Source organism: Peribacillus sp. FW305-BF15, from assembly GCF_058783805.1.
Genome location: NZ_JBYSYV010000016.1, coordinates 57,802 through 82,100, shown reverse-complemented (window position 1 = coordinate 82,100; position 24,299 = coordinate 57,802). Strand labels below are relative to the sequence as shown.

24 protein-coding genes are annotated in these 24,299 nt (G+C 39.0%); 6 read left to right on the top strand and 18 right to left on the bottom strand.

All coding sequences use genetic code 11. From position 1 onward, the window contains the following. Positions 1-19: 19 nt before the first annotated feature. Both AC3WLU_RS17615 and AC3WLU_RS17610 read left to right on the top strand, forming a co-directional pair. Positions 20-604, top strand: coding sequence for a CGNR zinc finger domain-containing protein (locus AC3WLU_RS17615; RefSeq protein ID WP_492597653.1), 585 nt, complete (start codon positions 20-22; stop codon positions 602-604). 289 nt (positions 605-893) lie between these two features. Continuing rightward, a complete protein-coding gene (locus AC3WLU_RS17610; RefSeq protein ID WP_057276138.1) occupies positions 894-1,448 on the top strand; it encodes an HPP family protein in 555 nt (184 codons plus the stop codon). Between the two features lie 148 nt (positions 1,449-1,596). Here AC3WLU_RS17610 and AC3WLU_RS17605 read toward each other — a convergent pair whose 3' ends face one another. The 6 genes from AC3WLU_RS17605 to AC3WLU_RS17580 all read right to left on the bottom strand — a co-directional run bounded on the left by AC3WLU_RS17605 (position 1,597) and on the right by AC3WLU_RS17580 (position 8,252). Continuing rightward, complete coding sequence (locus AC3WLU_RS17605; RefSeq protein ID WP_492597652.1) at positions 1,597-2,706, bottom strand: DNA alkylation repair protein; 1,110 nt, start codon at positions 2,704-2,706, stop codon at positions 1,597-1,599. Between the two features lie 506 nt (positions 2,707-3,212). After that, on the bottom strand, positions 3,213-4,007 hold the full coding sequence (locus AC3WLU_RS17600; RefSeq protein WP_176548577.1) for an XdhC family protein: 795 nt from the start codon (positions 4,005-4,007) through the stop codon (positions 3,213-3,215). 26 nt (positions 4,008-4,033) lie between these two features. After that, positions 4,034-4,900, bottom strand: coding sequence for an FAD binding domain-containing protein (locus AC3WLU_RS17595; protein WP_492597651.1), 867 nt, complete (start codon positions 4,898-4,900; stop codon positions 4,034-4,036). Then, on the bottom strand, positions 4,897-5,361 hold the full coding sequence (locus tag AC3WLU_RS17590; RefSeq protein WP_063576666.1) for a (2Fe-2S)-binding protein: 465 nt from the start codon (positions 5,359-5,361) through the stop codon (positions 4,897-4,899). The genes AC3WLU_RS17595 and AC3WLU_RS17590 overlap by 4 nt, the downstream gene beginning before the upstream one ends. After that, positions 5,358-7,517: a xanthine dehydrogenase family protein molybdopterin-binding subunit gene (locus AC3WLU_RS17585; RefSeq protein WP_413002495.1), complete on the bottom strand. Its 2,160-nt coding sequence runs from the start codon at positions 7,515-7,517 to the stop codon at positions 5,358-5,360. Before AC3WLU_RS17585 ends, AC3WLU_RS17590 begins: the two co-directional genes overlap by 4 nt. A 135-nt stretch (positions 7,518-7,652) precedes the next feature. After that, positions 7,653-8,252 carry a nucleotidyltransferase family protein gene (locus AC3WLU_RS17580; protein WP_413002493.1) on the bottom strand — a complete coding sequence of 200 codons (600 nt, stop codon included), beginning with the start codon at positions 8,250-8,252 and terminating at the stop codon, positions 7,653-7,655. An 851-nt stretch (positions 8,253-9,103) separates the two neighbouring features. Here AC3WLU_RS17580 and ftsZ point away from each other — a divergent pair. After that, positions 9,104-10,090: a cell division protein FtsZ gene (gene ftsZ, locus AC3WLU_RS17575; RefSeq protein ID WP_492597667.1), complete on the top strand. Its 987-nt coding sequence runs from the start codon at positions 9,104-9,106 to the stop codon at positions 10,088-10,090. A gap of 515 nt (positions 10,091-10,605) precedes the next feature. Here ftsZ and AC3WLU_RS17570 read toward each other — a convergent pair. The 6 genes from AC3WLU_RS17570 to AC3WLU_RS17545 form a co-directional block, all read right to left on the bottom strand. After that, positions 10,606-11,508 (bottom strand): aldo/keto reductase, encoded by a 903-nt coding sequence (locus AC3WLU_RS17570; RefSeq protein ID WP_413002489.1) that lies wholly within the window; start codon positions 11,506-11,508, stop codon positions 10,606-10,608. Between the two features lie 271 nt (positions 11,509-11,779). Beyond that, entirely contained in the window at positions 11,780-12,106 is a 327-nt protein-coding gene (locus AC3WLU_RS17565; RefSeq protein WP_063576673.1) for a PTS sugar transporter subunit IIA, read from the bottom strand. Between the two features lie 24 nt (positions 12,107-12,130). Then, positions 12,131-12,436, bottom strand: coding sequence for a PTS sugar transporter subunit IIB (locus AC3WLU_RS17560; protein WP_048685915.1), 306 nt, complete (start codon positions 12,434-12,436; stop codon positions 12,131-12,133). A 30-nt stretch (positions 12,437-12,466) separates the two neighbouring features. Further along, complete coding sequence (locus AC3WLU_RS17555) at positions 12,467-13,549, bottom strand: DUF871 domain-containing protein (RefSeq protein WP_413002487.1); 1,083 nt, start codon at positions 13,547-13,549, stop codon at positions 12,467-12,469. Beyond that, positions 13,546-13,842 carry a hypothetical protein gene (locus AC3WLU_RS17550; protein WP_106027878.1) on the bottom strand — a complete coding sequence of 99 codons (297 nt, stop codon included), beginning with the start codon at positions 13,840-13,842 and terminating at the stop codon, positions 13,546-13,548. Before AC3WLU_RS17550 ends, AC3WLU_RS17555 begins: the two co-directional genes overlap by 4 nt. Beyond that, complete coding sequence (locus AC3WLU_RS17545; RefSeq protein WP_053534585.1) at positions 13,835-15,163, bottom strand: PTS sugar transporter subunit IIC; 1,329 nt, start codon at positions 15,161-15,163, stop codon at positions 13,835-13,837. Before AC3WLU_RS17545 ends, AC3WLU_RS17550 begins: the two co-directional genes overlap by 8 nt. Before the next feature lie 376 nt (positions 15,164-15,539). Here AC3WLU_RS17545 and AC3WLU_RS17540 point away from each other — a divergent pair, with 376 nt between their 5' ends. Further along, complete coding sequence (locus tag AC3WLU_RS17540; protein WP_198426235.1) at positions 15,540-15,812, top strand: ribbon-helix-helix domain-containing protein; 273 nt, start codon at positions 15,540-15,542, stop codon at positions 15,810-15,812. Positions 15,813-16,033: 221 nt separating this feature from the next. On the opposite strand, the gene AC3WLU_RS17535 is transcribed toward AC3WLU_RS17540, so the two are convergent. Further along, a complete protein-coding gene (locus tag AC3WLU_RS17535; RefSeq protein WP_278089212.1) occupies positions 16,034-16,453 on the bottom strand; it encodes a VOC family protein in 420 nt (139 codons plus the stop codon). 203 nt (positions 16,454-16,656) lie between these two features. On the opposite strand from AC3WLU_RS17535, the gene AC3WLU_RS17530 reads away from it, so the two are divergent. After that, on the top strand, positions 16,657-17,004 hold the full coding sequence (locus AC3WLU_RS17530) for a potassium channel family protein (RefSeq protein ID WP_413002484.1): 348 nt from the start codon (positions 16,657-16,659) through the stop codon (positions 17,002-17,004). Positions 17,005-17,641: 637 nt separating this feature from the next. On the opposite strand, the gene AC3WLU_RS17525 is transcribed toward AC3WLU_RS17530, so the two are convergent. The 5 genes from AC3WLU_RS17525 to AC3WLU_RS17505 form a co-directional block, all read right to left on the bottom strand. Beyond that, the gene (locus AC3WLU_RS17525) at positions 17,642-18,229 is read right to left on the bottom strand and encodes a cupin domain-containing protein (RefSeq protein ID WP_492597650.1); all 588 of its coding nucleotides are present in this window, start codon (positions 18,227-18,229) and stop codon (positions 17,642-17,644) included. Positions 18,230-18,749: 520 nt separating this feature from the next. Beyond that, positions 18,750-20,378: a ribosomal protection-like ABC-F family protein gene (abc-f, locus tag AC3WLU_RS17520; protein WP_400449820.1), complete on the bottom strand. Its 1,629-nt coding sequence runs from the start codon at positions 20,376-20,378 to the stop codon at positions 18,750-18,752. A 423-nt stretch (positions 20,379-20,801) separates the two neighbouring features. Further along, entirely contained in the window at positions 20,802-21,671 is an 870-nt protein-coding gene (locus AC3WLU_RS17515) for a cation diffusion facilitator family transporter (RefSeq protein WP_330502457.1), read from the bottom strand. A gap of 284 nt (positions 21,672-21,955) precedes the next feature. Beyond that, positions 21,956-22,507 carry a dihydrofolate reductase family protein gene (locus tag AC3WLU_RS17510; RefSeq protein WP_057276155.1) on the bottom strand — a complete coding sequence of 184 codons (552 nt, stop codon included), beginning with the start codon at positions 22,505-22,507 and terminating at the stop codon, positions 21,956-21,958. A gap of 65 nt (positions 22,508-22,572) precedes the next feature. Further along, a complete protein-coding gene (locus AC3WLU_RS17505; protein ID WP_492597649.1) occupies positions 22,573-23,418 on the bottom strand; it encodes a nucleotidyltransferase domain-containing protein in 846 nt (281 codons plus the stop codon). A 208-nt stretch (positions 23,419-23,626) separates the two neighbouring features. Between AC3WLU_RS17505 and AC3WLU_RS17500 the strand changes: the two genes are divergently transcribed. Then, positions 23,627-23,953 (top strand): antibiotic biosynthesis monooxygenase family protein, encoded by a 327-nt coding sequence (locus tag AC3WLU_RS17500; protein WP_063576684.1) that lies wholly within the window; start codon positions 23,627-23,629, stop codon positions 23,951-23,953. Positions 23,954-24,299: the final 346 nt, after the last annotated feature.

Here is a 24,299-nt window from a genome sequence, read left to right as displayed (position 1 = left end):
GGAAATGGGAGATGAACTTATGTCTGAAACTAATAAATTTCCACTTATATCAGGGAATCTTTCTCTGGATTTAGTGAATACGGAACTGGTCAGTCGTGGCCAACGGCAAGACTTATTACTATCAGAACGGGATATGCTGGACTGGCTTACTGTAATAAAAGGGAATAACTCATATTTGGATAATCAGTTATCCCCAATAATTAAAGAGAGAATTCAACGAGTATTTGCAAGCATTATAGAAATGCGTACTATTTTAAGAAAACAATTTGAATTAATAGCAGATGGGAATTCGATTCCTGATGGGTTTATCGCCTATTTGGAAAAAAAAATCGAAAAATCGCCTTTCACATATAAATTAAGTGATCAAAAACTGGTTCCCATACCTGTTGGAGAAGCGGAAGGTATCCTGCAATCTTATATTGCCTTCGACTCATTAACTTTAATTGAAAAAAATAAGCTGTCATCATTAAAGCGATGCTCGAATGATGATTGCGTCCTGTTATTTATCGATGAAAGCGGAAGACGCAAATGGTGTTCAATGAAAATATGCGGGAATAGGAAAAAGGTAGCCAGATTTCAACACCGGAAATCTGATGATGAATGAAGATACACACCTTATTAAGTTTGTCAGAATGTATACAAATTTCGAAGTAAGCTTGTTGCCTGCAGTTTATTCATTATAAAACGATTCCAGTTAATTTCTTCACATCCATTTAGGATTTCATAAAACAGTAAAATGATTCGGGTTGAAACTATTCTGAACCTCCTCTTGTCAACACACTAAGTTGGCTTTTTTTGCTATTTTTGGATTTTTAAACTAACCACTAAAAATTATTTTGACGGGTTAGTCCATTTCATGTAAAGTCTAATTATATAAAAAAGGAGGGTTCACTTTGGACCGTATTTCAGCCGCGAGGCATAATGAAAAACGCTTATTTCATATTCATTATTTATCGAAGATGAAGGGAAAAGGAAGAAGCCCTTTACAAATAAATGTAAAGGACGCAATAACGGGGTTGATTGGGGGATTTTTAACTATATTCGCCTTAATTCTTTTAACAAAAATAACATCAGCAGTGTGGTTAATGGCTCCATTTGGTGCCAGCTGTGTGCTGGCGTTCGGTCTGTGGAATGCACCATTATCACAACCGCGTAATATTATAGGCGGTCATTTTATTTCAACATTCGTAGGTTTAGCTTCCTATCATTTTTTTGGCGATGAACCTTGGGCAATCGGCTTGGCTGTCGGATTAGCAATTGCGGTGATGATGCTGACAAAAACGACGCACCCGCCAGCTGGAGCAGACCCGCTTGTAATCATGCTTGGCCAGTATGGCTGGAGTTATTTATTTACTCCTGTTTTAACTGGTGCCGTGATAATCGTTTTACTGGCATTGTTAATTAATAATTTGCGCAGCAATCGGAGCTATCCAACCTTTTGGATTTGAATGCTTTTTAATGTGGATAAAGCATAATTTTTCAATGTTTCACTATCATGAAATAATAAACGAGGAACGCTCAGACTCCTCGTTTTTGTCAACCTTAATTGCTGTATTCCTGTTAATTAAGTTCTCCCTCGCTTTTCAATAACCTTTATCATCCATCATTTAGTTTGACTTGCGTTTCAGCAACTTCCACTCCGTTCACAAGGAGTGATATTCGATGGATCCCCATGTAATGTCGACGTGTCGTCAGGTCTTTCCAATTGTGAATCCTCACTCTTTCAACTCCTTCACCATCTGAGAAATCCCTATCTGCCAATAGGAAAATTTTACGGGAAGTTTTCTGATTTGCTTTCACAAAATCGATGGCATACTCGATGCGAAGTTTCACAGTGTTCTTTCCTTGAATTTGAAAACCGAAATGAAGTTCACTCGTTTCCCCAATAAAAATCGAGTCTGGTTCATTTCTAATAAATGCGTTTGTAATGATATTCGGATTATTCAATATATCCGTGTATCCAAATAAAGAAAGGACTTCTGGATTTGCTTGACGAACTAAGGTCCTGCATCCCCGTCGAATAATCCAAATCGTGTTGGGTTCTCCGCTTTCATACCAGCGCTTAGCTGTTTCTATTACGGTTTTCGGATGATCTTTGGCAATATCATTCAAGTTATTGGCCACACTTTTGCGAACATATAGGGACGGATCGTTTTTCAGGTTCTCAAGTAATTCCAAGACGGGTGCCGGATCGGATTTGAACATCGGTAAAGATTGGCCCCAAGGTAACCTGGGCCTGCATCCCTCACTAGCCAGCCTGCGGACATGCTCATCATCATGATTGGTCCATCCCTTCATCTTCTCGATCATTAAAACGGGATCAAGCAAGATAAAAGCACGGATTGCAAACTCGGAGGATGACCTTGCTGTAAAACGCTCCAACGCATCTAGCGATAACGGCCAATCTTTCTTATTCAATCCATGTACCTCTACAAAATCAGGGAAAAATAAATATCTAAAACCCTCACAATCCTTATCAAGCCGATACAAAATATCCAAAGCCTCTTGATAATCACTTGGAAGATACTTTCCAAGAGTAATGGAAATGTGCCTTATTCGTTCTTTTAACTTCCTCTCGTCCCAATGCTCATCAATTACTTCCCCTTTAAACGATTCAGTAGAGAAGGACGGATGGACACCCTTTACTTTTTCACCGAATTCACGAATGAACATTTCATTATATAAATCCTTTAAAGGCTCAGCCATTTCATTCACTTCTTTTCTTCAGGTTAAATTTGCTTTTGGATACTTGCACTGCCTATCAGCTATCATTTCAAACTATGTTATGCACGATACAATCATTAAAAAAGGAAGCTTACTTTACAGAACAAGTCTGTCCAAAATCAAGTGAAGTTCATTCATCACTATTAGGAATGACTGCATAATAGCTGATTCTATAGGATTCTATAAACCTCTTTCCAATGGATGTAATCTTTGCACCAGAACCCGTTTCCCATAAGTCCATCTAATATCCCCATACAGGAGTTTTCCTTTGTGTATAGTATGATAGTAGTAGCATATAAAGTAAAATATTTCTAGCATATTAATGAATGAATCAAAACGACAAAAGGCCCACTCTAAGAGCAAGGGCCTGCTTCTAGCTTTTATCAAAGAAAAAGGGTCAGTCCCACTGAGTTAATACTTTAACACAGTGGGGACTGACCCCATTATCTATTAGACATTTTGATTTTTGCTTTATCTGACCTTTCTACTTATCTATTTAATTGTTTCACCTTTACAGGCTTTTTTTCCTTGCTTAATTTGATGATTTGACCGATAATACTGATGGCAATTTCTTCTGATGTTTCCGAGTCAATTTCCAAACCGATTGGAGAATGGACCTGCTCCAACTGTTCTTGCGTGACCCCTTCACTTTTTAACTTTTCAAATATGCTTATGACCTTGCGTTTACTGGCTACCATCCCAACATATGCAATCGGAAATTGCAGTGCCGTTTTTAATACAATATCATCACAATCTTTTGTAACAATTACCACATATGATTTTTCATTTAGGTTGGCTGCGAGCAAAGCCTTTCCAATATCCTCGTTCACAAAAAGGTTTGCCGCATTCGGAAAGCGTTCCTTTGTACAATAACCAACGCGATCATCGACAATGCAATAAGGATATTCAAGGAAATCAGCAAGCTTTGCCAACGCATGGCCTAAATGACCGGCCCCAGCCAGAATGAGTTCAGGCCTGCTTTTATAGACTTCAATAAAGACCCGTAACGTGCCGCCACAATTCATCTGAATTCCGTCTTTTGCATGTTTATTCAATTTATATTCAACGATTTTCGATTGTCCATTTTGGATCGCCTTTACACTATCTTCGATCACATAGTGTTCAGCCAAGCCCCCTCCGACAGTCCCTTCAATGGTACCATCCCGGTAGACAATCATTTTTCCAACATGCCTGGGAGTCGAGCCCTTTGATTCAATAATCATGGCTAAAGCAAAGGTTTCGTTTTGGCGCGTCAGCATGGCCACTTTTTCCATCAGCTGCATGAAAAGCTCCCCCCTATCTTTAAACATTAATTCGGTTGATATTGCTTCATGCTAAGAAAATAACGTAAAAGATGTAACGCGACGGTTTTTCTGTATGCCGCAGTGGAGCGTTGATCGTCGATTGGTCTAATGATCTTATCGAAGGCTGCCACAATTTCAGCGATGTCTGCATCGGCTAATGGTATCGTTTTTCCAACCAGTTTCCTCTCAATATCAATGGAACGAACCATCGTAGGTCCGACCGCCCCGAAGGCAAATCGAATGTCATCGATTCGATCTTTGTTTATCCGGACGAAACCCGCAAACGATACTTTGGCAATGGCATCTGCGTTGCGGTTGCCGACTTTCTCGAAAACGACATGTGAATCTCCTAATACAAACGGCAGAATAATCTCCGTTACCATTTCATTGTGAAAGCGTTGAACCTGTCGTGGACCTTGAATGAAATCGCTAATCGCGACCATGCGATCACCATTTACGGAGCGCAACAGAAGCTTTGCATTGTATACATATAACAAAGGAAGCATGTCACCGGCTGGAGAGGCGTTGCATATATTACCGCCTAATGTTCCCCGGTTTCTAATTGCCGGGGCAGCAATTTTTTTAATTGCATTCTTTAAAGCAAAAGGAATCAACGGATTTTCAAGTAATTCACTATAGGTACAGCAGGCCCCGATGTGGAGATCCTTGTGATGTTGATACACCTGCTTTAATTCGGAAAGATGATTAATGAAAACAATCGGTTTAGGGATTTTTGGAGGTACTCCCCTTCTACTTTTGTGAAGGACCATAACATCGGTGCCTCCGGCTATGATTGCACAATCTTCTCTATTCAATTGGCTCAAAGTTTCGTCTAAACGCTCGAAGCGATACGCTGTTATTTTCTCTATCATAAGCCATCACCTTTTTTAGCTGCTAGGTTAATCGCATCAACAATCATATTGTAGCCCGTACAGCGGCACAGATTTCCGGAGATGCCCTCACGAATTTCAGCCTCTGAAGGATGAGGATTTTCAGATAACAAAGCTGCACTTGCCATAATCATTCCCGGTATGCAATAGCCGCATTGCACTCCCCCGGCTATGGAATAGCTTTCATCTAAAATTTTAAATTGTTCCGTTTCAATGATGCCTTCGATCGTTTGAATATCGGCACCAGCAATCGAGCCAATTGGAATAAGGCAGCTGTTTTGCAGGAGGTTATTCACAAAAACACTGCAGGCTCCGCACTCCCCTTCACCACAGCCTTCCTTTGTTCCGATTAACTCAAACTCATCTCTTAATAAATCTAGTAATCTTGCTGTAGCAGGGGCGTCAGTTTCTACCGTTCTTCCATTTAGTGTGAAAGTAATCAACCCTCTTCACCTTCTTTCATCCAAAGACTTTCAATAATGACTTCCGGTGTAATCGGAATTTGCTGAAAAGAAGTGTGCAGGGCATCCTCAATCGCAGCTTGGACTGCTGGAGCGCCTCCGATTAAAGTCAATTCACCTGCGCCCTTCGCCCCGTATGGACCATCAGCATAAGGGTTATCAAAGACCTTGCTTTCAATTGAAACAATATCCAAGGAAGTCGGCGGTCCATAATCCGATATGCTTTTTTGTTGGATTCTACCTTGTTTTGACGTCATCTTTTCCAGATAACCGTATGCTAGCCCTTGAGCCAAACCACCGTCAATTTGGCCTTTCATAATCCGTTCATCGATGACCTTCCCAACTTCATAATTGCCGTATACTTTTTCTAACTTTAAATTACCTGTTAACGTATCAACTTCTACTTCAACGATATTAACGCCCCATGAATAAGCCGGGTACGCATCTCCAGTGAAGGTTTTCTCATCCCAAGGAATCATTTCACGGTGAACATAGTGCTCAACCACTTCCTGTTCCACCCCTGTTTGCCACTGATCCTTAAGTTTTTTTGCGGCCCGTTCAAGCAATTTTCCGACAATCATCGTCGTCCTGGAAGCTACGGTCGGACCCGAGTCGGGAACCTCTTTTGTGTCGGGATAAGGGTACAAAATATCTTCGAACGGGAGGTTAAGTTCTTTGGCGACAATTTTACACAACGTCGTCAAAATACCTTGTCCCATATCAGAGTTTGAGATTTTTAGTGATACCTGGTCGTCCTTTGATTTAACCAGTTTCACCTTTGCTTTAATATGATCTCTTTCGCCACTGCCAGTAAATCCACAGCCGTGGAGGAACAGCGAAGTTCCTATCCCTTTTTTATAGCGCTGATTTTGTTGATTTAAGCGCTGAAAGTCTTCTTTTTTCTTATAGTATTCTGACACGTTGAGTACGTCCTCAATCATATCTTCCACTAATATCGGGTCGCGGAATTTACCTTTGGTGATGGTGGGATCTCCTTGTTTGACGAGGTATTTTCGTTTATATTCAAGCGGGTCGATTTTTGCCAGTTTACTAAGATGTCCAATATGACTTTCGATTCCGGCAAAGCTTTGAGGAGCACCAAAGCCTCTGAAGGCGCCGTTCGGAACGGTATTGGTTTTTAAGACATAGCCTTTTGCATGAAAATGCGGAATTTTATAAACACCAGCACTGTTTAATAATGCGCGCTGCAGCACGACAGAGCTCAATCCAACATTTGCCCCTCCATCGAGAAAGAGGTCAACACACATGCTTAAAATATTTCCTTCCTTATCAAGGGCCGTCCGATATTTGAGTTTGGCCGGATGCCTTTTCGTCGTTACCAGCATATCCTCAGAACGGTCGAACACGAGCATTACCGATTTTTTTACTGCTCTTGCGGCAACGGCTACGTGACAAGCCATCATTGAAGGATAATCTTCTTTGCCGCCAAAACCTCCGCCGGTAGGGCTTTGAACAACCCTGACTTCATCGTCACCACAGGCTAATGCGCTTAGCAATGCATTTTTTATATAATAAAGACATTGCATCGATCCCTGGACGACAATTTCATCATCCTTATAAACGGCGAGCATTCCTTGCGGCTCAAGATAGACATGCTCCTGATAACCCGTATCATATTCTTCTTCGATGATTTGATGGGCTCCCTGCTCGATAGCTGAAATGTTTTCTAAGCTTTCCCCAAATTCATAGCTTGCCAAAACTAAGGATACTGATTTTTGCTTGATCGCTTCGTCCAATGTATAGATAGCCTGATGTTCTTCAAATTCAACCTTCACTTCATTTAACAAACTGTACAGGATATCCAGGTCTTTGCCCGTGAGCATGAGAATTGGCTCACCAATATAATTGACCCACTCATTGGCAAAAATGGGCTGATCTTCTTTGATAATTTTCACATAATTCGGTCCGGGGATATGCTCTGCTCCAACAGCTTCATACCCTTCCGGAAGATTAGGTAATTGAATGGATATGATTTTCCCATAAGCAATTGGCGATCGATACAAAACACCATAAACCATATTTTCCACTTTTACGTCACTAATATAGGGCAACTGGCCCGAGACTTTACCTTTATGGTCCTTTTTGGGCACTGAGGTGCTTATGTCTTTGAGATTCATTGCAACAACACCCTTCGACTCATTTTTTTAATGGGACATATTCTGAATAGAAACCTCTTCCAATGATTTTATCAATGAGCTTGATCTTTTATGATTCATTTCTATTCAAGATTTTCGTGGTTTTTATTTTTATTTTTACTTCGAGAAATTTAAAGCATTATCATAATCAATGGCTTTTTGGTAATCCTCCGGTGTATCAACATCCATTAATACTCCCGCATCATCTACATTCATGTATTGCTTTTCGTAACCGTCCAGGACCACACGCAAATTACTTTCTGGATTGGTTTCGAGAATTTTCTGTTTCACTTCGCTCGATAATTTAATGGGATGGCCGCCTTTATAGTCAAAGCTGGGAATAACCACGTTTCCTTTGTGTTTTGCTAGTAGCTGAACAGTCTCTTTTTTTACAAGCGGACAATCGCCGGGTGTTATAAAGAAGGTTGGGGCATTCACTTCGTTACAGCCCTTTTGAATGGAATGAAACATTCCCTGGTCAAAGTTTTCATTATAAACAAACTCGATCTGAAATGAATAGGCATTTTCACTGATGATTTTGGCAATTTCCTCTTGGATGATTTCCGCTTGAAATCCAGCTACGACGATGACCCTGCTGCATAATCCTTCAAATTTAGAGATCGTTTGCTCCAACACGCTCATTTGCCCCATCGGCAAAGTCATTTTAAATGCATTCGCTCGGCTGGAATATCCAGCAGCTAGGACGATTGCTTCCATTTTCGTCACCTTCTACCTATCATTTTTCTTAAATCTCACAATAAAAGCACAAGCGGAGGAAGGATTTGCTGTATGGACTATTAAGTGAACATAGTGTTTTTTCTTTATATGCGTAAAAGCCTCATTATATTACTTATGGTACGATTCACCGTAGTTATTTAAGAGGCAAAAAAAACAGACAGGATAAATATTTTCCTGTCTGTTTTAGTTTATTCAAAATAAGAATCAGAATCATTTCACCCCTGAATTTTCACAACATTGAAGGTGTAAACTATGTTCCCACATACTATATGTGTAGAGTGCAGACGGTAGGAAATATACAAAATAAAGATGAGATGTAGTGGTGCATCTTTGCTTATCTTTTTTACTAGTTCATGAATTAAAGGCATACAGCACAGTAATTTAACTCAGTTAGTTTCACCTTTTAAAACTCCTAAAGATATCATTATCTTTAACCTTATTGGGTTACATACTGTAAATAATTTCTAATGAGATGGTCGTCGCCATCTTCATGAATACGTATTTGTTTATAATAATGTGTATATATTGATTTAAAAGTGGAATTACCTTAGAATTAAAACAAAGATTACCTTTTTAGGATATCGAACCCACCCACCTTTAGCAAAGAATGGAAGGGTTCAATGAAAGGCATTGTCGGTAGAAGTCTCCTTTACGGGACTGCTAACGACAATGCCTTTTTCTTTAACTAAATCTGAATATATGAAAGACAATACATTTCTAATAAAAGAATGAGTGTTGTTTCCGCTATTTATTTGAATAATTTGAAATAAGGTAATTTCAATGCCTAGGAGGTCCTATAGTTTGTTACAAGTGTAAACTCATCCGTCAACATTAAAGTAATTGGTATTGGCGGCGGAGGAAATAACGCCGTTAACCGTATGATCGAACATGGAGTTAAAGGTGTAGAATTTATAGCTGTTAATACAGATGCACAAGCTCTTAATTTATCAAAAGCAAAGAGCAAGATACAAATCGGTGCAACATTGACAAAAGGTTTAGGATCAGGGGCAAATCCAGAGGTAGGTAAACAAGCAGTTAAAGAAAGCAAAGAGCAGATCCAAGAAGCATTAAAAGGTACAGACATGGTACTCATTACAGCCGGAATGGGCGGCGGTATAGGAACGGGTGCTGCCCCTGTCATTGCTCAAATTGCCCGTGAGCTTGACATACTAACCATTGGCGTTGTAACACTTCCGTTTGCGTTTGAGGGCAATAAGCGTGCAACACAAGCAGCAGGAGGGATCTCCTTAATGAAAAAAGCAGTGGACACATTAATTGTCATTCCAAACGATCGCTTATTGGAGATTTTACATAAAAATACACCAATGCTTGAAGCATTTCTTGAAGCGGATAATGTTATTCGTCAAAGTATCCAAGGTATATCGGATTTAATTGCTGTACCAGGTTTAATCAACATTGATTTTGCAGACGTGAAAACAATCATGTCCAATAAAGGGTCTGCCTTAATAGGCATTGGCAGAGCAACAGGTAAACATCGCGCTGCGGAAGCTGCAAAGAAAGCCATTTCCAGTCCGTTACTTAACACTTCCATCGACGGAGCCCAAGGTGTGCTAATGAAACTCACAGGCGCCAATATAAGTCTATATGAAGTACAAGAGGCAGCAAATATTGTTACTTCCGAGGCAGACTCAGAGTTAAATATGATTTTCGGTTCTGTTATTAATGAAAACTTAAAAGATGAAATTATAGTAATTATCATTGCTACTGGCTTGAATGATCAGGAGGTTCCATCATTGAAAATGCCTGCGCGCCCTTCAATAACAGAAATGGAAAAACGGCTGTCACACGAGTTTTGATGCAAAATACGATTATTATAATTCACCAAGACCACAGTTAGTGAAAGTCAAATAGAAGGTATGGAGCAAGAATTATCTGAAAGTCCAGAAGATGGGACATAAATAGTTTCTATTAAGCTTCTTTTAACCTTTTCATATCAATAAAAAAGGTATGGAAACTGAAAACGGTAATAGATCGGTTTGTTTTCCCGCATTTTCTATTAATAGACTGCTTTCTTCCACATATCATATTGAACGGAAATGAATGGTTTGGGAAACATGGGAAAGTGGATTGATATGGATTCCAACAAAATACTTTGCTCCTATTACCCCGATTTTCATGTTGTTTCACCTCGAAAATCAAATAGTATTTTTATTATATGGCAAAATCTTATTAGCACTTAAAAAATTCACCAAAAATCATGCTTTGAAAAGTGAAAGTCCATCTCGTCTCTGTTTGAAATTTAAGAATGGGGACCTCTTTACGGAGGTCCCCATTAATGAAGGCAAGGTTTCTTGTTCAAAGGTACAATTCATTACGGAATATCATGTCCCATCGAGCTAGTTAAAATGTTAAACCATTGCTCTTTTTCCATGCTTAAGTTTAGTGAATCGATGGCGCTGTCCAACCGTTCTTTCTTACCGGACCCAACGATTGGCATGATTTTTGCGGGATGCCTCAACAGCCAGGCATACATCACTTCATCTATTCCATTGGCACCGATTTCTTCTTTCACGGTTTCTAACGTTTTTCTTAAACGGACAGCCTTTTCGTTCGATTCCTCAAAGATGCTGCCTCCTGCAAGCGGTGACCATGCCATAGGCGCAACGCCCTTTTCCTGACATAAGTTCAAGGTTCCGTCTTCGAAGTTTTCAAGATTGTATGCCGAAAGCTCTAGCTGATTCGTCACAAGCGGATAGTATAGATATGATTGGAGCATATCCCATTGCGGTTTTTTGAAGTTCGATACTCCAAAGTTCCGGACCTTTCCTGATTCCTTTAATTGATTAAACGCCTCAGCCGTTTCCGCCGGGTCCATCAGGGGATCCGGACGATGGATAAGTAATAAATCAATATAATCCGTTTTAAGATTCATAAGGGATTGTTCAACAGACTTTATGATATGGGTTTTACTAGTATCGTAATGGTGACTTTTATGGGAAGGACGGTTTTCTGATTGAAGAACGATGCCACATTTCGTAACGATCTCCATTTTATCGCGTAATGAAGGCTTTAATGAAAGTGCGTTCCCAAAAATCTCCTCACACGTATAGCTTCCATATATATCGGCGTGATCATATGTAGTGACGCCCCGATCCATTCCGTGTTCAATAAGAGATAGGATATCCTCGGCAGAAAATCTCCAATCTGCCAATCTCCACATACCGTGTACAATGCGTGAAAGACTAAGATCTTCAGTTAGATTGACTCTTTGCATGTTTTTCTCCCCTTTTATAAAAATGATTGCGCTTGCTAATTAGTCGTTTGTTTTTCTATCATGACTGCCCTTCGTTAATCAGTGACAGCATCTATTGCTACTGTCATGAACCTAGTATAATTTAAATTTTCGGAGAATCCTAATCTTGAGTGACCCTTATCTGCCATATTCATTTAACTTAGGTTCATGAAGGAGGATATCCCCCTTCTCGTTGAAGTTCTCACGTTATGAACATAAGAAAAAGGCTGCCGCAGCAACCTCCTGAATATTGTTAGTTCTTTTGTGTTTTCTTGTGTAATTCCACGATTTCTATCGCTAAATCTTTTGTTGTCATGGAAGTCATCAAGTGATCTTGAGCATGGATCAAGAGCATTGGAATATCGAATTTCTCACCATTCACTTCTTGTTGAATCAATGCGGTTTGGATTTTATGTGCAGCAACAAACTCATGTTCCGCTTCCTTTAATTTATCCTGGGCATCGCTTGATTTACCTTGTTTTTGCAAGGCGATGGCCTCCATTGCACAACTGCGGGCATTCCCGCTATGGAGAATTAATTGAAATGATAATTCTGATAGATCCTCTTTTGTTTTCGTCATTTTACCACTCCTTTTGATAGTATGCTATTTCGAAATTAATTGGAGGGCCGTACGCAATACTTCCTTGCCATTACAAGTTCCATAATGCATTGGATTTATCGTATCTACAGGTATTCCTTTTTCATCCCCTATTTTCTTTATATCATTAAGTTGATACCGAACTTGTGGGCCTAAAAGAATAACATCCACCTCATTTATATGGTTTCTTACTTCCATAGTGGCAACAGCCTGGATTTTCACGCTCAATCCTTCTTCCACCGCTGCTTTCTCCATCTTATTAACCAAAAGACTAGTGGACATACCTGCAGAACAGCATAATAAAATATTCATCATTATTCCTCCTTATAAATTAGGGTCAGGTTATTTAATCAATCTAAATGTGCCCCATGGTTTAATATAATCCAGTAAAAAAAGTTCCTCTTTTACAACATGGGCGACTGCATTTTTACGTTCATCCAATGGCATATCCCTTAAGATGACTTGAAGTTCGCCTTTGTATTTTCCAAAAGAATCATTGCCGATGAAAACGGCCCCTTTGCGCTGCGGGATACTTTCCCGGACTGCAAAATCTTCATTCGCATATTTTTTTCGGACCTCCACTGAACGGACCATATACTCGCTGATATCACCACGGCGAAGGTGTAATTCATCCAGTACAACTTTTTGCTCAATTGGTGACGCATCCGAATGGAGTTCCACTTTCAACTCGATCATGTCACGCTGTAAGGCCCCCAGCATTCTTAGTTCCTCTTCATTAGCGTAAGCATTCCCAATGATGACATCATCAATTAAACCTGTTGCCCATAGATGCTTGGCTTGTACATCAATTGAAAGTTCACGGTGCTGTTCTAATGTGCATAATCCATCATTTATACTCCAAGGACCTATATCACCGGTCTGTGAAGTAACGAATGCAGCTGTACGAATGCCATGTTCTTTAAACCGTTTACTGCAGGCGATGAAGAAGTCGTAAGGAAGACCTGTGAATTTTTGGGGATAGAAATTATGACAGCCAATGATTTGATTTTTATTGCCCTGATGCGTCAGAATGTTCGATAAATAATCAACATCATTACTCATATTCAATTCGATTTTCAATCTATAAGGATTATAGGTCATTTTAGCTTCTTTCAAGCCATCGAATCCAAGATCCAGACGAACGCCGTCAGCTCCCATTTCTGCGAAAAAACTTAAATCATCATAGCTAATATCAAACTTATCGAAAACAGCTGGAGCAACATCAAGTATGACTTCCATATGTAGCGCTTTCGCATAAGAAATAATATTTTTATATTCTTCCATGACAATTTCATATGGTTTTGAAACCGATAATAAACACGTGAATATTCGTTCAAAACCATAACTATGGGCAAGTTTAATATATTGCTTGTCTTTATCCGGTGTAGAGTGTTCCGGATAAATTGAAATACCTAATCTTCTCATAAGCTATCATTCACTCCTTTTCTACTTTCTTTCCATTGAGCCCGCTTAGTTTGTAATCCCATTAAATAGTCACGGTAGCGGGAGGATACCATTACAGAACAAATAATCGTTGGTACAATGACAATCAAATAATAAGTCGATCCCATTGCGGTAAATAGAAAGATTGAAAAGCTAATGATTAAAATAGACAGGCCAACCGATTTCCATGGTGTTAAACTTTCACCTAGCCGAGTACGGGAAAAAATGATTTGCGCCCCGACAAATGATAGAATGGCGAATATTATTTCAAGCATATTTAATGCCCGCTTTCTTTTCTTCCGGTCCAGCTTCTATTTTATTTTCATCACGTAGATGCTGCTTCTCGAACATCTTGAAAAATGGAAAATAGATCATTAATGAGATGACAAAATTCAATAAAACGAGAACCCCGGCCATGATTGTCCAATTTGTACTGATGACAGCGGCAATTGGACTAAAGACCGTAAACGGCAGTTTAGCCATTATCATCGGTATTAACCCTAATTGAAAGAATGTATATGAGACGATGACATTTACCAAAGGGGCAACAATGAATGGAACCATTAAAATGGGGTTCATGACAATCGGCGCTCCAAAAATGATAGGTTCGTTAATATTAAAAATCCCTGGAACAAAGGACAGTTTACCAAGCTCTTTCAAATACTTCGATTTTGAAAATAGGAATAGTACAACAAGTGATAATGTCGATCCCGCCCCGCCAATCCAGACGAACCATTGAATGAATTGTTCGGTAAATAGATTGGGCAAATTCGCCGCATTACCCGTTCTTGCAAATGCATCCATATTCTCGAGAATCGCCGAATCCCACATCGGCCGTATGATCGGACCCAATATTGCCGGTCCATGAATACCAAGAGACCAAAAGAAAACGATGAGAAAGACTGTAAGCAAACCTCCTATTAAACTATTGCCAACCAATAAATTTTTAAGAGGTGACACCAAAGTAGTGATGATCGAGTTAATGTCAAAGCCCAAACCATATCGAATGCCCCAGAAAAGAAGGACCACTACCAATGTTGGAATCAGGGCTGCAAAGGAATTCGAAACCATTGGCGGAACGCTTTCCGGTAATTTGATTTTTATATCGCGTTTAATCAAAAAATGAAAAATCTCAACTGAAATCAAGGATGTTACTATTGCACCGAATAAAGAGGCTGCGCTTAAAGAGCTGATAGGTAACCAGCGACCGGCTTCTATTACTCCTGGAACGGATTCCATGACTTGGGTAGGCACAACACATGTAATCAGAAAAGCTAAGACTGATAGAAGGCCTGCACTGAGCTGATCTAATTTATAATGTCCTGCAAGCGCTGACCCCACCCCAAAAGCTGCATATAAAGCCATTGCTCCGACCGTAAACCGAAACGGAACATCCAAAGCGGCACGATAAGGTGCAATCCATTCGTCATACCCATTGATTGGAAAATTCAACAAAATAACAAAGAATGATCCAATGATCGTCAGTGGAAGTGTTGCCAGAACCCCGTGCCTGATTGCCAGCAGATGTCTTTGTGAACCAATTTTGTTTGCGACTGGAAGCACTTTCATTTCGAGTATCCCCATAAAATTATTCAATAACTTTTCCCCCTTTTGATTAAAAGTCTGAAAAAACACACAATTACAATAAATAAACATTATAACGTTATATTCATTATGTCAATATTTTTATTTAAAATATGGTTTATGTTATTAACTTTGAAATCCAAGAATACATAGTGTAGTTATAAATCCGCTGTTGATAAAAGAGGTGGAAACCCTTCTCGTGACTCCCCAAGTGCACAAAAAAAAGAAAACTGGAAAATTGATCACTGCCAATTTCCTGCTTTCTTTTTTGAAATCACTTTTCACTTCCAGAATTGAGTGCAAAGATGAACCAAAGCCTACATACATTTCCCTACACTATATTTGTTAACCCTCAATTAAAGGTATATGATAGATTAAAAGACTGAAGGTGGAACGGCCTATCAATTCTGAAACGAGAAAACCAATAAACATTACCCTCAATCCGTACTTGAATAATAGACTCGCTAATTTGGCTGAAGAAAGAGGTATCCCCATCGAAAGACTGATGGATAAAGCGGTAGACTTGCTGCTTGAATACATGGAAGATAATGATACCGTTAATCAGGTGAAATACAGTAATAACGAAGCGATTGAAAAGAATAATGAATTGATTGCAAAAAGCAGGGAGTTCATAAATAAAAAACAAGCACATAACCCCTAGGTAAAGTACTTGTTTCATACTGTAGGCAAACTTGATGAAAATCGATTTTGCCTACAGTTTTTTATGGTTTTTATAATTTGAACGTTGGATTTTCACTCCAGGCACTCGCTTTTCGCGGGCGGACAGCCCTCGGCGCCTCTAAACCTGCGCGGTCTCCCCTAGACTTTGATCTTCATGGAATGAATAAAACTAGAGTATCGAAATGATCTCTAATCATGATTCTATTCACCATCCCACTGCGGATTCCAAACGACCTCCCAAAGGTGTCCATCAGGGTCTTGAAAGTGTGCAGAGTATCCTCCCCAGAAAGTGTCATGTGCCGGATCGGTTATGATCGCTCCAGCTTTTTTTGCTTTTTCCAACACAATATCCACTTCCTCTTTACTGCCTACATTGTGACCAAGGGTAAATTCAGTAGGGCTTGCCGGAGACAAAGGAACCTTGGCCTCATGAGCTATATCCCTTCGATTCCATATGGCAAGCTTTAAGCAACCTTGCAGGTCGAAAAAGGCAACGGCTCCATGCTCAAATTCTTTGCCCACTATTCCTTCTGTCTGAAATCCCAGGCCATCCCGATAGAATTCCAGCGATTTTTCCAAATCATCCACACCTAATGTAATGACAGTAATACGTGGCTTCATGATTGTCCCCCTTCTTACTTAGTTTCTCCTTCTATTGTTTACCAACGCTTCTAGTTCAAGCCAGATCAAAATAAACAGGTTTTTTTGTCAATCTAAACTGAATTCATGTATAGTAGAATGATTAACTGATCAAGCTCGAATATCAGGATTTACTCATTCACTTTACTTAAAATGAAATGAACCGAAAGGAAATTCGATTACCAATGATTTCATTTATCCTCACCTTGAAACGTTTTCTAAAAGCGCTCTGGTCCGCTTTTAAATTGAAAAACTTCCAGGTTCTTTTCGTCTTGGTCCTCGTTATGTTATTTTCCGGCACGATTTTCTATGTTAAGCAGGAAGGTCTAACTGTGATTGATTCCCTTTACTTCTGTGTTGTTACTCTTAGCACGGTTGGGCATCCCAGCTTTGAACCGCAGACAACATTAGGAAAAGTGTTTACAATGATTTATATTGTAGGCGGCACCGGATTATTTATTGGCTTAATAGGATACCTAGCATACGCAATCATAAAGAAACCGGAAAACGAGAGCAACAGCAACAAAATCTGAATGCAAAGGAATGCTCATAATAATTGGCATTCCTTTTTTATCGTAATACAATCACCCTTCACTACAACAAGTACAGGTTCTCTGCCGAATAACAGTTGTTTATGTAGGGGCACAAATCCCCCTTTATATTGGAGACCGTCGAAGTTTCATTAACATAGGATGTTAGTGAGACGGCATTCGTACAATATATATTTTATTAAAAATAATTATTTTCTTCATAAATAAAGTGCTAGGAAACAATTAAAAAGAATTCAATATTAATTTTCCAAGACTATATTTAATGCTAAAAATTAAAAATGGCGGGTAGCTCAAATATCAAGCGTTGCCTGTAAATTTAAAAAGATCTTGAGCCGTTGACCTACATTATCTTTATGGAATCAAAAAAAATATCCCCAATCAATGCAAGTAGGGACTTTTCAATGTTTCGCAGTAAAAATAGGTGCAGGGTATCCACGTTATTCTTTTGTATTGATCATTAAAAACAAAAAAGACCCTCTATAAGGGTGGGCTTTGAAAGATGGAGGAACCTTGGAGATATTGTTCACCTTACAAAATAAAAAGGGTCAGCCAATCTGTCAAAACCCTATCTGCATACTTTTGCTCTATATATACATTTACTTTCTGGAGCATATACGATCTATTGCCATAATCGTTGCACTTCTTCTGCAGTCACTGCATCTGCTTTGGTAACATGAACAGTACCAAATGGATGATTAGGAGGAGCATATATCGAGTAAAGCTTTAGAGGAATATTACCTGTATTGGCTACATTATGCCATGTGCCAGCAGGTATCATTATCGCATAATCATCATAGACGTTTCTTACAAAGTTTAAATTATCCTTTCTATTGCCCATTTGAACAACCCCTTGACCTTGTTCAATACGTAAAAATTGGTCAACGTTTGGGTGAATTTCTAAACCAATATCTTCACCAACTTTAATACTCATCAATGTAACTTGCAAATGTTTTCCTGTCCATAAGGCGGTACGGTAGGTTGTGTTTTGTTTCGTACCCTCATTGATATTCAATACAAATGGCTTAGGTCCATAATCTTTTACCTCAATATTATTTCTTCCATTTGATGATTGTAAATAGCCCAAATGGTTAACATTATTTACACTCCAATAATCAGGATTTCTTAAATGGTTATACATTGGTTCATTAACATAATAAGAATTTTGATATTGATAGGGATGTGGATGGATATAAGGAGCATAGTACATTTTTCTCAACCCTTCACAGTTTTTAAAATTATCATATGCACTTGTTAAGTGAATGTACTTGAAACATAAAAAAGCCCCTACTTATATGAGTAAGGGGCTTCAGACTGTAGACAAACTCGATGAAAATCGAGTTTGTCTATTTTTATGCCTTGTACAATTTGGACGTTGATTTCCACTCCAGGCACTCGCTTTCCGCGGGTGGTCGGGGAGCCTCCTCGGCTTTCGCCTGCGGGGTCTCCCCTAGACGCGCTTTTCCCGCAGGAGTCTCGTACCTTCCGTTCCAATCAACTTTGTCTTACCTTTTAGATAGAACACTTTTGCCTGGAGTCATTTTTGTTTTCAACAGTAACGATGGCTGCCTTAATCTTAGCTCCCCATAGCCATTTAATGATCAAATTTTCATTTGATCTCCAATCAGGATGAATTTACTTTAATCCTTTTTATTGGTCTTTTAATAAATGTAAAATAAACTAAATCATAAAGGCCCTCTCGATTGAGAAGCGCCTTTTATGGATTGCACTTATTCTTCAAGCTCTTTTTTCTTGTTCAAGAGTTGGAGGTATTCCCTATCCAATTCCGCTTTTTCTTCTTCCTTCATAACACTGGACAGTTTACCAAGTGTCTCGATGATTTGCACTTCAATCATAAGAAGCTCAGCCTGTTTATCTTCAAGGCCATCCTTGCGAGTGGCTGATTTTGTTGATTCCTTATTTATAGCACATACTCTCGGAGGTTCTTTTTCAAATGAAAGTGAATGTGTTGCAAGAGATTCGATCAATGAACGATCATGAGTCACAAAAACGATCGTTCCTGGATATGCTTTTAACACTTCTGTTAAAGCCTCTTTAGTATTAATATCCAGGTAATTTGTAGGTTCATCCAAAACCAGTACATTATAGTTTCCCAAAAAAACTTTTGCTAGGGAAGCCCTGACTTTTTCCCCACCGCTTAAAAGTGATACTTGTTTGTGAACGTCATTTCCTTTAAAAGCTAATCGTGATAAAAGTGTACGAATAAAGGCTTGATTGTAGGGACTGTCCTCCAATATATTTTCGAGAACCGTTTTACTTTCATTTAAATTTTCTTGTTGTTGGGCAAAAAATCCAATCTTTGCTGGCATCGCTACATATAAATCTGGGTGCCTTTCCACTATCTTTTTCAATAATGTCGTTTTTCCTGAACCATTTTGACCATTGATGGCGAGTCTGCAAGCTAAGGGGACATCTCCAAAAATATGTTGTTTTAGCACCCGTGACCCGACTTTCAGGGAACAGCCATTAAATCGAATGACCCTTTTGCTATGCAAAGATGGAAATTCTGAAATATCAAAGATGATGGGGGGATCTTCCCTCGGTTTTTCTTTTTTTGCTAATTTTTCGATTCGAGTTTCGATCGCTTCAGCAGAACGGTTCAATTTCGCCTTCTGTTTCCCGGAGCTCCGTTTATGCAGCCTTGCTTCTGAATTACCCATTCGTTTAGGGGCTTTCCTAATTGAATCGGATTTGGCTTGGAGGTTTTGTGCAGCCTGTTTCAACCGGTTCTTTTCGCGGGTATACTCTTCATATTGCTTATTTTCCTTTTCTGTTTTTGCCTGCTTTTGTTCTATATACGCTTCGTAATTCCCTTCATATACCGTTACCTTGCCTTGCTCAACTTCCCATATTGTTGTACATAGATGATTCAAGAATGCTTTATCATGTGAAGTAAGCAAAATAGCGCCATTAAAAGATTTTAAATCTTTTTCCAATTGTTCAATTCCGAATATATCCAAATGGCTGGTAGGTTCATCCGCGATCAATACATCCGCATTGGAAGAAAGGGCTGCGGCGATTTTTCTTCGGGTTCGTTCACCGCCGCTTATGATTTCTTGATTCTCATCGGGCAGTTTCCATATACTCGTTAATACCCCGCTTATTTCTTGTTCAGTTTCTTCCATCTGCGGGATATAGCTGACTGTTCCATAGCTCTCGATATGACCGGAATCGGGTTCCCTCACTCCTGCTAGTATAGAAAGCAGGGTCGTTTTACCTTCTCCATTCCTGCCAACCAAACCAACACGATCATGACTGTAAAGATGAAGTGTATCAACAGAAAGAACTTCACGGCTTCCGTAGCTTTTCTTTAAATCATTCGCTTTTAAAAATAACATAAAAAATCCCCCTCCATTTTTCTAGAGAGAGATCGCCTGTTACTAAATTAATATACATAAACCAAATATACCTCATCTGATTGGATATCAGAAAAAGTAATTGTATATGAATTAGTACCTATAAACGAACAGACGAATCCCATCTCTAAACATAATCATTAAAAACCTCACATGGGTATCTAAAAAGATTCTTGTTCAAATGAAAAAATGAATTCACTTTACTTACCGATAAATCCGGTAAGCAAACAAAGTGACGGAGCATTTGCATTGAACATATCTAACCGATTACACCCATTGAAATTGATTCAGATTTACTGTTTATTTGATAAGATTACTGCTTCATTGTATAAGGTACCTTTTCCTTCCAATGTAATGAATTAATGATTACATATCATTCATATGTTTGTAAAGCAGATTTAGACCTTAATTGGGCTCTACATGGACATGAACATCATACACTCCATGATCTTTCATCATCACTTTTTCTACATGTGTCGCTATATCATGTGCTTCTTTAATATCCAAGGTAGAATTGACAAGGATCACAACATCAATCACTTCATTGTTCCCGTAATTTCTTCCTTTAATTTCTTTTATCCCCTTGACTCCATCCACATTTGTAATTACATCCTTATATAGATGAATTTTATTTTCATCAAAACCGTCAGAAAGTTCATGTGAGGCTTGACTGAATATATCCCAGGCTGTTTTGCATATTAATAATCCAACAATGATGGCCGTAAGGGGATCAAGCCATGGCATATTTAATTGGGATCCGAAAATCCCTATAGCTGTTCCTATACTTACCCAAGCATCGGAAATATTATCTTTTGAAGCTGCCATAACGGCTTTACTGTTAATTTTCATAGCAAGCTTTTTATTATATCGGTATACAAAATACATAGCTATTGCTGATAAAACACCTACATATCCGGCAATAATGTCAGGTGATTCCTCTCCACCTTTAAGCATGGAAGCAACAGCATCTATCAATACTTGTACACCAACGGCAAACATGATAAATGAAGCTACCATTGATGCAATCGTTTCACTCTTCCAATGACCATAACCATGATCTTTATCGGGGGGTCTTTGAGCTAGCCTTAAACCAATCAATACGGCAAGGGACGCGATAATATCAGTCGTGTTGTTCAACCCATCCGCTTTTAAAGCCGCTGAGTCGCTTATGTATCCGATAGCCAGCTTTATAATTGATAGACAAATATAAGCAATAATACTGATGATTGCACCACGTTCGCCTAATTTGAGGTCATTATATTTTTGTTCTTCCATTTCAACTTCCCCCCACAATTAAGTACCTGAATATCATATCAACTTAAAAATGGGTGGGTCTATAGCAACCTTTTTGTATCGCTTTATATAAGTAAGAGATAGATAACTATGTTGCATATGGCAAACTATCTGAATAGAATAATATTTATGGTAGTTTTATTATAGGAAAAGCCCTTATGCTGCAAATTCCCCTCCGAAAGAAGATTTGTTGCATTAGAAAAGGGTTGCGGTAACACAACCCTCACAGCTAAGTAGAAGTACAACTTATTTAGGGAATGAAGTTCCTACGCATAAATAATATTATATGTCGGTTTAATCACCCCGTTTGGATATTGTTTCATTTCAACTAAGTCCAATTTTAGACTTGGCTTAACACTGCCGAAAAGAGGGATGCCTTCACCGATTATGACTGGATTCACTTTCAGCACCAATTGATCAATGAGTTTATGTTTCAATAACGATCCAGCCAGTTCTCCGCCCCCGCAAAGCCATAGCTTTCCGTCACCTTGCTGTTTGAGTTTTTCAATAAACGCAACGGCGTTTCCCTCGATAAGCTCTACCTCCTCATTCGATTCAAACTGAAGGGAGCTCGAAAATATATAATGTTTCAAACCCTTATAACCTGGTTCACCCGGTTTGGCTCCGAATTGAAATCCAAATTCATATGTTTTACTTCCCATCAATACCGCTTCATATTGCTGGATATCGGATAAAAAGTCCGGGACATGATCTCCTTCAAATAAGAAAAAAGAATGATTGATATCCCCTTCCAACATTGCTTGGTCTGCAATGAAATTATCAAGTGAAACGGCTACATGATATACCAATTGTGCCACTTAGCATCCCTCCAATAGAAATTACACATTTTACACGTACTTTACCTCATTAGCCTCATATGGTATCAGATAGCCATATCGATTATTCTTTTGATATGGTATTCATTTGTTTCGACACCCAATTGAGTACATAGGTATTCATTTAGTCTGAGGAATTCTGGGATCATACGTCTCAACGTTTTAATAATTTCATTTGAATTGCGGCCACAATCCCAACTTTCCAACAGGGATAACTGCTTTCCAGCTAACTTACTTCTATTGCCCTCAATTTTTGTCCATACTCCATAGGGAATATCTAAATGCTCTTCCATTTCCATATACCAACCAGACACAATCAGCCACCGTATCCTATCAAGATTGGATAGTGCATATAGCATTTCTCTTCTCATAACGGCCCTGTAGGTTTCATGGACAAATGCAAGCAGCTTTCCTCTCCAATGCTCAACTTCATCAGGTGTAGGTTTATACACTTTCTCTGCCGATTCTTTTATAATAGGACTCATAATATTAAAAGGATCATAGATGACTTCTACCTCTTTTAACCAAATGGAGGGAACAATTTCCTCAGGTGCATGATACCAGCTATCAACTTTTACAAAGGTATTATAATGAGTGACGACATACGGTGAATAAGGATTGCAGTCTTCGTGAAATGAAACATCTCCCCAATTATTGGCTCTATCCCTTTTTCCCTCTAAAAATTCTGCTTTACGTTTTGGATTAACAATGGTGTGCAAATCTATATCGGAGTATTGATCATCGTTTCCTTTTGCTAATGAACCAGCAATGTAAATAGCCAAAACATCAGGATCTGCCGATAAATCTTTTAATGCATTTTCCAAAAGAATATCGCGTTGTTTCGGTAAATATGCATCTCTTTCTATATGTTTGCTAACGAATCCCGCACACAAGACCATCTCCTTTTTTTGTAAAGCCGTCAAAGTAATATATATTCGTGAATCAGAATAAAATCCCTTTAGCAGAATTGCCGTGTCAGAGATATATACTGCTTTTTACCTCCTTGTTTTCTTTGCTGAGTACCTCTTTACCGGGCAACTATCCTCATTCTCGCCTATGTGGTATTATTTTGAATATTAAGTTAAAAGGAGGCATCATTTCATGTTATTTGCAAATACTCCCGAACCGCCCTATTACGCTTGCATTTTTACTTCGCAAAGAAGCGATAAGGATGCCGCAAGCTATAATTCAACCGCAGAATTCATGGATGAACTTGCCGCTCAACAAGATGGCTATTTAGGAGTCGAAAGCGTAAGAGATCAAAACGGGTTAGGAATTACCGTATCCTATTGGAAGTCCTTGGATGCCATAAAGCTTTGGAAGGAAAATGCCGCTCACAAAAAGGCACAAGAAAAAGGTATGAAAGATTGGTACTCGTCATACACTACCCGAATTTGTAAGGTTGAAAGAGATTATACAAGCAAATGAGTAAACTAAGATTTATGAATATATAGTTATAAAAAAACCGCTCTACTATTTTGGATTTTAAATTCGAACGTTGATTTCCATTCCAGGCACTCGCTTTCCGCGGGCGGTCCGGGAGCCTCCTCGGCGCTCTTCGCGCCTGTGGGGTCTCCCTTGGACGCGCTTTTCCCGCAGGAGTCTCGTACCTTCCATTTCAATCAACTAGATTTTTTTTCACTTTAGGATGTTCATCCAAAACCATGTTCAAGACTAATTCCCATTATGAATTTTTACTGTTTTGTGAAACACTTATTAAATTCGACAATTTCACCATACCCTTGGAGAGTAACTTTCAGATACCAAAGCCGCT